This is a genomic window from Labilibaculum euxinicum, assembly GCF_963678175.1.
GTDB lineage: Bacteria > Bacteroidota > Bacteroidia > Bacteroidales > Marinifilaceae > Labilibaculum > Labilibaculum euxinus.
Genome location: NZ_OY782756.1, coordinates 4,499,996 through 4,512,756, shown reverse-complemented (window position 1 = coordinate 4,512,756; position 12,761 = coordinate 4,499,996). Strand labels below are relative to the sequence as shown.

Sequence of the window (12,761 nt, the reverse complement as noted above, 5' to 3'; positions counted from 1 at the left end):
TAGTGCCAATTGTGCCTGATGAATTGCCTGTAATTTAACGCCTAAATTTAGTTATGTATTTTTTTCTGATAAAAAAATAAATTAATTTCGATATCGTGTTATGTATGGGGTCTATTTTATAAATCCGCATTTATTTAGAATAATAAAAGTTAAAAAATATGAAAAAACTAAGCTTTACTTTACTGCTGATTTGTGCAGCTATATTTGTTTCCGCACAGGAAAAACAAGATACTTCTTATTGGAAAAAAGGCGGTCTTGCTGCAATTACATTTTCTCAAACATCTCTTACCAATTGGTCGGGAGGTGGTGATAATGCGATCTCAACGAATGCACAGCTAAATTTGTTTTCGAATTATAATAAAGGAAAAAACAGTTGGGAAAACACATTAAACCTTGAATACGGTATGGTTAAGCAAGGCGACCAAGGTATGCGGAAAAGTATCGATAAAATTGATTTTACAACCAAGTATGGTCACAAGAATGGTGGTGAATGGTATTACAGTGCTTTGTTGGATTTTAAAACACAATTTGCAAAGGGCTACAATTATTCAAATACTGAAGGAGAACCAGATGTGAAAGTATCTAATTTTTTGGCTCCGGCATACATTACTCTTTCTTTGGGTATGGATTACAAGCCAAGTGATGTGTTTTCGGCTTATTTATCTCCTGTTACTGGAAAAATGACGATTGTTAATGATGATGAATTATCTGCAGAAGGAGCTTTTGGTGTTGATCCGGGCGATAAATTCAGAGGAGAGTTTGGTGCGTTTACCAAGTTGGCTTTGAATAAGGATTTGGTTGAAAATGTAAATTTGAAGAGTACCTTGGGTTTATTTACAAATTATTCTCAAGACTTCGGAAATGTTGATGTTTTATGGGATGTGATGATTAATATGAAGGTGAATGATTTTTTAACAGCAACAGTTAATACTTCTTTGGTTTACGATGATGATGTAGAATATGTGAATAAGGATGGCGTAAACAAAGGTCCAAAAATTCAGTTCAAGGAAATTATTGGAATCGGATTGGCCTACAAATTTTAAGCTGAACTATTAATAGGGAGTACACTTCTTAAATGAGTAAAAAGCGGAAGAATCATTATTTGGATTCTTCCGCTTTTCTTATCGGCGAACTAATGATATGCCGGTTTTTTCTTCTACAAACTGAAAGTAATTGTACAGCTTGTAATTAATTTCGAAACCATAATCTTCCAAAGGATCATACTCTATATAATTGTCCATATTAGGATTCCCTAGCATGTATTGCTGATTCCACTCCAAAACGTAAATCTGATTCCAGTTTTTGTAATAGTTATTTGTATGTGCCGTTGCCATCATGTTTCTGGTTGTAAACCACGATTCAAATCCTGGATCTAAAATCAGTAATTCGTACTCTACACTATCCGTTACGGCAATTTCATTTTCGTTATCCTGAACAGGAACAGGAGTTTTGAATGCGGAATATGTTGAACACCCATAAACAATGCTAAGAATGAAAAATAAATAGATAATCTTTTTCATGACGAAACTAATTAAGAGATCAAACAGATCAAATCACAGTAATGAGAGAGTCAGTTATTTAGAGGATGTAATTGTTGTTACGTGTATGATAATTAATTTGTTACATTGTTTTGTGGGTGAAAAAAAAGGACAGGCTTTTAAACCTGTCCTTGAATATGCCAATTCGAAGTGAATTTATAATTTAATTAACTTTTTAGAGATAATTTCATCACCATCTTCAATAGAGATAAAATACATACCTGAAGGTAAATTTGAAATATCAATTGAATTACTTTCCTGATCAAGAATTAGAATTTGAATTGTTTTTCCTGTTAAGGAGCTTATTCTTACTTTTGATTGAATGTTGCCTTGAATGTAAAGGGTTACAAAATCCTTAGCGGGATTTGGATACAGCTTTAATTCTTCGATAGGAGGAGTTTCACTTAGCGGGTTGCCAAAGGCTAAGCCAGAAGATTTAGTTGCTGGGGCAGGAGCCGTGTTGCTTATGTCTATGGTATAATCCTCAACTTCTCCCTGACTAAATATCTCACATCCGGATTTCGCAGCTCTTCTGTGTCTTAGCATAACTCTCATCCTGGTTTTTCCAATTGCGGCATTCGCAGGAATTGTTATGTTGGAAGATGAAATTCCTGCACTGGCAGTATAGCCTGAAACTATTATTTCATTACTGGTAAACTCACCATCACGGTTAAAATCAATATATATTCTCCAGTTTGCAGTATAAGACCTCGATTTGTATCCTAGAGAGAAATTCAGAGTATAGCTGTTTCCTGGTTTTACACTTGCAGTCATATTGGTATAGTCGCCGTAACCACCGTCATCACCCGACGGATTATTCATATTCGCCAGCTCTACCAAATCGATGTATTCATAGCGGGTAGCTTGTCCGTAGGATTCACAATAATCGGGCGTGGTTGATTCGGCAAGTGTAGTGAATGATTGAATTGAAGTATAAGCACTTGATCCAGAACTGTTACTGGCAAGAACCTGATATTCGTAGGTTGTTTCGGCCATAGCAGTTGAATAGTCGAAACTTGTTGCCGATGTGGTGAAAAGTTCCCAGTCACCACCTTGTTCTCTTATTTGAAGATCGTAATTGTCTGCAAATTCGATGCTGTTCCAGCTTAAACTAAAGGAATTTGATGTAATATTCGATGCAGCTAATCCTGTTGGTATTTCCGGTACCGGAATCTGATTCGTTGTTAATGATTCAATACTGGAATAATCACCAGAGCCGATTTCATTATTCGATCGAACCCGAAATTCGTAGTTGGTTGAAGCCAGGGCAGAGGTGTAATTATATGTAGTTAAGCTTGTGTTGAAGCTTGACCATGTACCACCTGTTACACGAATATCAAGGTCGTAATCATCAGCATTGACAACAGCATCCCAACTAATTGTAAATGAGTTGTAGGTAATGTTTGAAGCCGCCAAATTAATTGGTGTTGCTGGTGCCGAAGGAGCAGCAAGAGTTGTTGCGGTTTCGATGTTTGAATAATCACTGGAACCAACAGAATTGTTTGCTCTCACTTGAAACTCGTAGTTTGTTTCAGCATTCAAACCGTTGTAATTATAGCTTGTTGTACTTAAGTTTATTGTACTCCATGTTCCTCCCGCAGGTCTTACATTTAAATCGTAATCAACAGCACCAGCAGTAACATCCCATGTAATGGTGAATGAATTATATGTAATGTCTGAGGCAGTCACATTTGCCGGAGCTGTGGGGGCAGTTGGCGCAGCCAAAGTAGTTGCAGATACCAAATTTGAATTAACACTTGAACCAATGGAATTATTTGCTCTCACCTGAAATTCATAAGTTGTTTCAGCATTAAGTCCGTTATAATCGTAATTTGGGTTGCTTAAATTTACCGTAGTCCACGTTCCGCCGACAGGTCTTACATCAAGATCGTAATTATCAGCATCTGTTACAGCATCCCAGCTAATGGAAAATGAATTATAAGTAATGTTCGATGCGGTAAGATTTGCAGGAGCCACAGGCACAGTTGGTGCAGCTTCGGTTACTACAGATGCAATTGCAGAATAACTGCTTGATCCTGCGTCATTATTCGCTCTCACTTGAAATTCGTAAGTAGTTTCGGCAACAGCTCCGGAATAATCATAGGTAATTTGTGATGTATTGATAGTTTGCCATGCACCGCCTTGTTCTCTTATTTGAACATCATAACTAACAGCACCACTAACGGCATTCCATCCAATAGTAAAGCTGGTTTGAGTTACGTTCGAGGCTGCTAAACCAGAAGGAACAGATGGTAAATTATCATCGGTAAGTGCCTTGTAGGCATTTAGTCTGCCACTGCCAAGTTTACCGGCGTAACTAGTATTTAAATCGTCAATGGGATCAGTATTGTCCACTAATTTAGTACGTAATTCGGCAGGAGTAATGTTTCCTGCATATTTTGAAACAACAAGAGCAGCAACACCTGATACATGCGGGCAAGCCATTGAAGTTCCCTGGAATACTCCGTAAGTGTCATTGGGAAAAGTACTAAGAACAGCCGTGGGGTCCTCATTAGTTGTTTCCAGTTCTCCACCGGGAGCTGCAATATCAACCCATGTTCCGTAATTGGAATAGTACGCTTTTACATCATTTTTATTGGTAGAAGCAACCGCAAGTACATTGCTGTAGTAGGCAGGATAGTATCTGCTCTGAGAGTTGTCATTACCGGCAGCAAAAATTACAATACCGCCGTTCATCGGAGCATTTGCACCACCTGCATTGGCAATAAAATAGTCAATACCATCAAGAACAGCCTGATCGTATTGATAAGGGGAAGTATAACTCCAACTGTTCTGCGAAATAACTGCTCCATTATCTGCCGCATAAGAGTATGCTTCAGCAAAACCACCGCTTGAGGCACTAAAAACATTACAAGACATTAATTTTACACCGTCATTGTTTCCGCTTCCGCCTGCAATACCACTAACTCCAATTCCGTTGTTGGATACAGCTGCAACTGTTCCGGCAACGTGAGTTCCGTGATCACCTACGTAAATGTCACCGGTATTGTCAGCAAAGTTATATCCGTAGATATCATCAACATATCCATTGTTATCATCATCGATACCATTGCCGGCAATTTCACCAGGGTTTATCCACATGTTTGCGGCTAAATCTTCATGGTCATAATCGACACCGCCATCTTCAATTGCTACAATAACGTTCGGATTTCCTGTCTCTACCTGCCAGGCATCCAGTAAACTGATATCCGCACCTGGAGTTCCATTGTTCTGGCCTGTATTTTCGTAATGCCACTGATCAACAAAACGGGGATCATTGGTTCCTGCCGGAAGAGCAGTTGGGACAGGAGTATTATTACGTTCAGGAAGTTTAACCCCTTCAATTTGTTTGGTAGCATTAATTCCTTCCGCCATCGAAATCTCAGCAACATTCTGATAAGATTTTATGAGTTGGGATACCGGAGTTGACGTATTAAATTCCACTTCGTACCAAAGGTGCAGGCCAAATTCTTTATGTTTAGCCTCAAATTTACCTGCATCACGAAACACACGACGCATTTTATTTGCCTTAAACTGTTGGTTTACTTTGTCAAGATTCGCGATGTTGGTGCGAACAAATTCTTCAGTACTTTTTGTTTTTGACTGACTTCTGTTTATAAGAAGTTGGTGTAACTCATTTACCTTTTTATCGGATTTGGGAGAGAATTTTATCCGGATAATTCCTTTGTATTTTCCATTATTGTCTATTTCCCGTTTTTGGGAATATCCAGAGGAAAGAATAAAAATACAACAAAGAAGAAGAGTAAAGATTTTTTTCATAACTATTGGATTATAGTGAATATTTTGATAATAAAGCAGAAGTTAGGAAAAATAAAAGACGATGTCAATAGTTATTTGTTATGATGAACGAACATATTGTTGTGTTTGCATGTAATTATATTTTTATGTTAGTTTTATCTCTGTAAGAGATAAAACTTTTGTTTTGCATATAAATTAGCATGTTTAAATTTTTACCCGATGTTTTTAATGTTGTTTTAAATTAAACTGTATTTGTTATTAGGTTAACTGTAAATAATATTGCATTTGTTTATTATTTAGAATTGCAAGATGGTTTGGAGTTAAATGATTATTTTATTTTTGCATTGCTTCCCACCTCATAATTATTATTGCTATTTTCGGAATAAATAAAGATTAAAATATGTCCGAACTTTCCATATATCGAGCTTCTGCAGGGTCAGGAAAGACCTATACGCTTACCAAAGAGTATCTAAATCTAGTTTTTGAAGATCCTTTAAATTATAAAAGTATTCTTGCTGTTACTTTCACCAACAAGGCTACAGATGAGATGAAGTCTCGAATTGTAAAAGAAATTTATCTTTTGTCACAATCTGATGATTCGCCTTATGCCATAGAATTAAAAGAAAAACACAATCTGAATTCTGTTGAATTGGTTTCCAGAGCAAAAGAAATTTTAAACAGACTTCTTCATGATTATTCCCGGTTTTCTGTCACTACTATTGATAGTTTTTTCCAGAAAGTGGTTCGTTCCTTTACCCGCGAAATTGGATTGCAAATGGGTTATAATATTGAACTGGACCAACGAAGGGTATTGAATGAGGCTGCTGATTTACTTTTTACTGATGTAGATAAGGATGGACAATTAAGATCATGGCTTACCGATTTTGCAGAATCGAAAATCAGAGAAGGAAAAAACTGGAATTTTAAACAGGAAATTTTAGACGTTGGGAATGAAGTTTTCAAAGAAGATTTTAAAAATTTCTCTGATAAATTAATTGACAAACTTTCGGATAAAAATTTCCTAAGTTCCTATCGTAAAATCTTAAAGGAGATAAAAGATGATTTTGAAGGGTTTTTCAACAAAATAGGAGACGAAACAAGGAAGGTTTTGGCTCAACATGCTTTGGATATTACTGAGTTTGCTTACGGGAAATCTGGTGTTGCAGGTTATTTGTCGGGTTTGGGAGCCGGAGGGAAAATGGAGCCGGGAATCAGAGCCAGGTCGGCTGTCGATACTCCAGAAAAATGGACAACAGGGAAAGCAAGTTCTTCAACGAAACAAGCTGTTGGAGAGGCTTGTAATGCTGGTTTGAATGATTTGTTGAAAAAGGCTGTTAATCATTACGATGAGCAGTCGATGTTGTATAAATCAACGGATAAAACCTTGAGTTATATTTATACTTTGGGCATATTAACAGACTTGTCAAAAAAAATACAGGAGTTTTCCGAAAGCGAAAACATCTTTCTACTTTCGGATGCGGGTCGTTTGCTCCGAAGCATCATTGGAGATAATGACACGCCTTTTATATATGAGAAAATTGGGAATGTTTACAAGCATTTCATGATTGATGAGTTTCAGGATACATCGTCGATGCAGTGGGAAAGTTTCAGACCATTGGTGACAAATTCTTTGGCCGAAGGGAATCACTCTCTGGTTGTTGGAGATGTAAAACAATCCATTTACAGATGGCGGAATGGTGATTGGAAAATCTTATCGGAACAATTGGATCAGGATTTTGAGGGTTTTGGTGTGAATGGCATGACGCTAAATTACAACTGGCGAAGCTCTAAAAATGTGATCAATTATAATAATTCGGTGTTTGCACTTGGAGCGCAGATTTTGCAGAACGAATACAATGCCTCTATTCCTGCTGACATTTCGGAAGGATTAGCAGAGGAGCAGGAGAAAATTACAGGAGCTTATCAGGACGTTTATCAGCACTTTCCGGAAAATAAAGACAAATTTCCTGGATACGTAAAAGCCCATTTTATTGAAAAAGAGACTGATTCAGATTGGGTTGAGAAGGTACTGGAAGATTTGCCGTTAAGAATTGAGCATTTTCAGGAAATGGGTTATCAGGCAAGAGATATTTCCATATTGGTTCGAAATGGAAAAGAAGGAGGCCTGATTGCTGATACTTTAATGGCGTATCGCGCAAGCGAAAATGCAAAAGAAGGAGTCAATTACGATGTGATCTCAAACGATTCACTCTATTTGAAGAACTCTTCAGTTATTAGTTTTCTGACTCATTTACTGACTTACTTTGTATATCCTGATAATAAAATAAATCTTGGCTTTTTAAAGCAGGAATATCAGGTTTACATTCAAAATCAGCAACAGGAAGATAAGGATAAATTGTACACAGTTTCTAAAGATGAAAATACATTTGAATCTGTTTTCCCCGATGAATTTACGGCCAATATTCCTGCTTTAAAAAGGCAGGCTTTGTATGATTTGGTTGAGAAATTAATTCATATTTTTAAATTGAATGAGCGTGCTCAGGATTTCCCTTTTTTAGAGGCTTTTCAGGATTTGGTTTTGGGATTTACAAAGACAGATGCTCCGGATTTGAATTCTTTTGTGGATTATTGGGCTGAACGAAAAGACAAGGAAGTGATTTCGGTTTCAGATCAACAGGATGCAATTCGAATCATGACGATTCACAAGTCGAAAGGTTTGGAGTTTAAGGTGGTGATTTTACCATTTTGCAATTGGGATCTGGACAATGCACGGCACACAAACATACTTTGGTGTCAGCCTAAAGTAGAAGGTTTTAATGTTTTGGATGTACTTCCTGTTCGATATAGCAGCAGTTTGAAGGAAACCATCTATTATCAGGAATATTTCACTGAAAAATTGCAGTCATACATTGATAATCTGAATCTTTTGTATGTTGCCCAAACCAGAGCCGAAGAGGTTTTTATCAGTTATTCACCACTTTCGGCCAAGAGAGATTTGAAAAATATTTCGGACTTACTTTTGTTCATCTTCGAAAACTCAGACAACTATTCTTCTGATTTTAATGGAAATAAAATTGTGTCTTTAGCTCAGAATTGGAACAAGGAAGGTAAATATTTCGAATTGGGTGAATTGAAAGTCAGAGTTTCCGAAGGACCTCAAAAAACAAAAGAGAAGAGGAGCGAGTATCCTGCTTCTTTACTCGATGACCGGTTAAAGTTACGGGCGCATTCGGCAGATTATTTTGATTTCTCGGAAGCAGAATCGGTTGAGACCTTTTCACCGGTAAGCAGAGGAAATATTCTGCATCAGCTGTTTCAACTGATAGAATACAAAGAGGATGTTAACAAAGCGGTGAGTCAATTGCAATTTGAAGGGAAACTGGATCAGATTCAAGCTCAGGAAGTTTCACTTTTTGCTAAAGAATTATTAAATGGCCCAATTGTGTCTGAATGGTTTTCGAAAGATTGGACGGTGGTTAACGAGAGAGATATTCTTTTGGGCAAAGGGGAAGTGCAGCGACCAGACAGAGTTATTTACAGAGGAAAAGAGGCAGTTGTTATCGATTTTAAGTTTGGTAAGAATAAGGAGAATATTCACAAAAAGCAGGTTTTAGCTTACAAGAAATTGATTCAACAACTTGGATTTGAAAAGGTGAAAGCATTTGTTCTCTATGGAAAACTGTCTGAAATAGAGGAAGTATAATTATTATTGCTTCCAAATTGAAATCCTGTTACCTTGCACAGTCAAAAAAAAATATCGATGAAAAATATTGTATTACTGATAAGCATTTTACTCCTACTTAATTCCTGTGATTTACTGACGGGGAAATCGAAAGAACAAGCAGATAGTAAGATGATTGAAACAAAGGACACTGTTAAGTCAAACGTGAAAAATGGAATCAAAAAGTATTATTTTGGGACTGGGGAATTGAAATCCTTCGTTGAGTACAAAGACAATAAAAAAGTTGGTGTCAGTAAAACCTTTTATAAAACGGGTGAAAAACAGTATGATATTCCCTATGTAGATGGGATGAAACACGGCGCTGTTTTATGGTATTATAAGGATGGAAAAGTTTATCGGGAAACCAATTACGAGAAAGGAAAAAAGAATGGATTTCAGAAGAAATTCTGGGAAAACGGGAAATTGAAATCTGAACTTTTATACAAAAATGATATGCTTAGTGTGGGCTTAAAAGAGTATGCCAAGACAGGGAAGGAGAAGTCGAAACCTTACATTAAAGTGGAGAAAATTAATCTTTTAAAAACAAAGGAGGAATATGTTCTTAAATTCCGGTTGAGCAATGGGCGGAATAAAGTACAATTTTATCAGGGTAAATTAATCGATGGGAAATTTTTGCCAATTGGTACCCGAGGTCTTGTTGAATTGAAAACCACTGCAGGAGTAGGCGAATTAAGAATTCCTATTTCTAAAGGTTTTAATATTGAAAAGAACATTTCTATTGTGGCAGTGGAAAAAACCACGTATCAAAATGATCGGCTTTTAAGTATTACAGTTCCTGTTTCCATTCGAAATCCTAACTAAAGATTAATTTTGTTATTGATATAAAGCTCTTTTAGGGGCTTTTTTTTGTTGAAATAAACACTGATTTTCCTCATAAGATAATGTTTGTAATTTGGTATATTTAAGGTGATATATCACACTAATACCAATTTAATTTCAAAATAGACTTTAATTAAAATGAATTAATTTTTAGCTGTATCGAGGCAAAAAAGTAAAGCACAGCCATGTTACGATGCGTCTTTTTTAACGAAGATATAGCTGAAAAGAAACATTTTATAAGGCATGTTTTGATGTTAATTTGGTATAAACTTACAAAACAGAAACTTATGACCAGGAGAACTATTGTTGCTATGCCCGGTGATGGAATAGGCAAAGTTGTACTTAACGAAACCATTAGGATCTTAAATTCTGCGGGATTTGAAGCAGACTACGTAGAAGGTGATATCGGCTGGGAATTTTGGTGTAAGGAAGGGAATCCTCTTCCTAAGCGGACGGTTGAACTGCTCAAAAAGCATAAAATAGGATTGTTTGGTGCCATAACGTCCAAACCAAAGGATGATGCAGCGAATGAATTGGCTCCGGCTTTGCAAAATAAAGGATTGGTGTACTCAAGTCCAATTGTAGGTTTGCGTCAGTACTTCAACCTCGATATCTGCATTCGTCCCTGCAAAACCTATAAAGGAAATCCGTTAAATTTTATCCGCAGAGGCAAAGGAGGGGCCATTGAAGAACCAATAGTTGATGTCGTAATTTTCAGACAGAACACAGAAGGTTTGTACGGCGGGGTAGAATGGTCAAATCCCGATAATATTGTTTATGCAGCACTAACTTCACATCCTAAATTTGTGAAGAATTTTGGCAGTGTGCCAAGGGAAGATTTATCCATTTCCACAAGAATTTTCACGAGAACCGGTACCACCAGAATTTTAATGGCAGCTTTCGAGTATGCCAAAAAGAATGGATATAAATCGGTTACGCTTTGCGAAAAACCAAATGTTATTCGCGAGACTTCAGGAATGATGTTTAAGCTGGCACAGGAAATTCAGAAGAAAAAATTCCCTGAAATTGAACTTTGGAATACAAACATTGATGCTCAAATGATGTGGTTGACCAAAAATCCTGAAAATTACGGAGTGATTGTCGCGGGGAATATGTTTGGAGATATTGTGTCTGATGGATTTGCCGGGCTTATTGGAGGTTTGGGATTTGCCTGCAGTGCACAAATGTCTGATGAAGGAATTGCTGTATTCGAGCCAACTCATGGTTCTGCTCCCAAATATGCCGGTTACTCGGTTTCCATAGTAAATCCTATTGCTATGGTAGAATCAGCTTGTATGATGTTGGAGTACTTGGAAGAAAAGGAAACAGCTGCAAGAATTAGAAAAGCGGTTGCTGAAGTAATTGAAGAAGGAAAGGTACAAACCTATGATATGATGAAGATGACAGGCAGTGCAGATGTGCTTGCTAATGGTGCTGCATCCACTCAGCAAATGGCAGATGTAATTATCGAAAAGTTAAAAACGAAATATTCCAACAATCCTGATTATGAATATGAGAAAAATAGTTAAGGAATTGTGGCCCGAACTCAATTGGATTGAAGATGAGGTGCTAAGAGAAAAAACGACTAAAGTATGGGAGATTGCTTTGGAAAGAAGTGTACTGTCCGCTGAAGATCTGCAACGAATTCCTTTTACGCTTTTATGTGGACCTGATCTTAAAGTGAGTTTTATGGATCACAAGCAATGCGTAGTTCATATAGCAAAAGAAAGCGGCGAAAAAATGAATTCCTTTTTTAAAGACGAGTTGCCTGTGGATATGGATGTTTTACTTTCCGGAGCCATACTTTGCGACGTAGGTAAGTTGTTGGAATATGTTTTGGATGAGGAAGGTAATGCAGTTCAGGGCACATATGGAAAATACATCCGTCATCCGTTTTCAGGGGTTTCATTGGCTGAGGAGTGTGGTATTCCACCCGAGGTTTGCCACATTATTGCAACCCATGCAGGAGAAGGAAATATGGTGAAAAGAAGCACCGAAGCTTACATTGTTCACCATGCCGACTTCATGACTTTTTTGCCTTTTAAAGAAAGATTAAAAGTGTAATGCCAATTTAATTTCAAAATAGACTTTAATTAAAATGAATTAATTTTTAGCTGTATCGAGGCAAAAAAGTAAAGCACAGCCAAGTTACGATGCATCTTTTTTAACGAAAATATAGCTGAAAAGAAACATTTTATAAGGCATGTTTTGATGTTAATTTGGTATAATTGTCTAAGAAATAAAATCATACAAATAAACTCCGGCCAACTAATTTGCCGGAGTTATTTTTTTAATATAGCTCCAACACTGCTTACAAAATCAGGTATTTGATCTTTCGAAGCCCATTGCAGTTCGTGTTGAAACAGATCGGTCATTATTTTGCTTACGTTAAAACCAAAGGCAACCAAATTGTAACGTATTTTTTCCGGGATATGACATTCTTTTCCCAAAGCAAGCCCGCAGGTAGAGCAAAGCTCACAACTATTTGCAGCAATCATTTTTCCATTCGCCGGCTCAATTTTGCGAAGATAGGTTTGCAGTTCTTCTTTAATGAAATTGTAAGAGTACAGGGCTTTGTCATCATTTTTTTCAAATTGATGAGGCGAGGTGTAAAATAAGTAAAGAGATACAATAGAATAATCTTTGGAATAATTTTCAAAAGTTGGACAGTTTGGTGGGCAAGTCCATTTTTGAGAATGATTTGGACAGCCGTTTTTGCAATAAATATTAAATTCTTTCGGATTTAGATAGGAAAGAATTTCGCTTGTTTTGAGGTCAAGTTGCTTGTAATGAATTGTGATTGTGTTGTTGTGAAATCGTTTCTCAAAGGTGCCTGTTTGGTAATTATTCATGTTTGATTTGTTTTAAGCCTTACAAATTTAATGGTTTTGATAACTTTTAGTTGGGTGGCTTGAAGGTTTATGAACAAAAAATTGAACAGT

At 36.8% G+C, this 12,761-nt stretch carries 8 protein-coding genes; 5 read left to right on the top strand and 3 right to left on the bottom strand.

Translation table 11 applies throughout. The features are described 5' to 3' along the window. Window positions 1–158 precede the first annotated feature (158 nt). Entirely contained in the window at window positions 159–1,043 is an 885-nt protein-coding gene (locus ACY0M5_RS17830; protein ID WP_461630103.1) for a DUF3078 domain-containing protein, read from the top strand. A 78-nt stretch (window positions 1,044–1,121) separates the two neighbouring features. On the opposite strand, the gene ACY0M5_RS17825 is transcribed toward ACY0M5_RS17830, so the two are convergent. Together ACY0M5_RS17825 and ACY0M5_RS17820 are read right to left on the bottom strand one after the other, a co-directional pair. After that, the gene (locus ACY0M5_RS17825; protein WP_124991030.1) at window positions 1,122–1,520 is read right to left on the bottom strand and encodes a DUF6146 family protein; all 399 of its coding nucleotides are present in this window, start codon (window positions 1,518–1,520) and stop codon (window positions 1,122–1,124) included. Between the two features lie 174 nt (window positions 1,521–1,694). Further along, window positions 1,695–5,318, bottom strand: coding sequence for a fibronectin type III domain-containing protein (locus ACY0M5_RS17820; RefSeq protein WP_461630102.1), 3,624 nt, complete (start codon window positions 5,316–5,318; stop codon window positions 1,695–1,697). Between the two features lie 379 nt (window positions 5,319–5,697). Between ACY0M5_RS17820 and ACY0M5_RS17815 the strand changes: the two genes are divergently transcribed. From ACY0M5_RS17815 to ACY0M5_RS17800, 4 genes are all read left to right on the top strand, one after another. Continuing rightward, entirely contained in the window at window positions 5,698–8,961 is a 3,264-nt protein-coding gene (locus ACY0M5_RS17815) for a UvrD-helicase domain-containing protein (RefSeq protein WP_461630101.1), read from the top strand. 57 nt (window positions 8,962–9,018) lie between these two features. Continuing rightward, window positions 9,019–9,801: a toxin-antitoxin system YwqK family antitoxin gene (locus ACY0M5_RS17810; RefSeq protein WP_461630100.1), complete on the top strand. Its 783-nt coding sequence runs from the start codon at window positions 9,019–9,021 to the stop codon at window positions 9,799–9,801. Window positions 9,802–10,106: 305 nt separating this feature from the next. Continuing rightward, a complete protein-coding gene (locus tag ACY0M5_RS17805) occupies window positions 10,107–11,348 on the top strand; it encodes an isocitrate/isopropylmalate dehydrogenase family protein (protein WP_461630099.1) in 1,242 nt (413 codons plus the stop codon). Further along, window positions 11,326–11,883: an HDIG domain-containing metalloprotein gene (locus tag ACY0M5_RS17800; protein ID WP_461630098.1), complete on the top strand. Its 558-nt coding sequence runs from the start codon at window positions 11,326–11,328 to the stop codon at window positions 11,881–11,883. Before ACY0M5_RS17805 ends, ACY0M5_RS17800 begins: the two co-directional genes overlap by 23 nt. A 218-nt stretch (window positions 11,884–12,101) precedes the next feature. On the opposite strand, the gene ACY0M5_RS17795 is transcribed toward ACY0M5_RS17800, so the two are convergent. Further along, a complete protein-coding gene (locus ACY0M5_RS17795; protein ID WP_461630097.1) occupies window positions 12,102–12,671 on the bottom strand; it encodes a DUF2284 domain-containing protein in 570 nt (189 codons plus the stop codon). Window positions 12,672–12,761 lie beyond the last annotated feature (90 nt).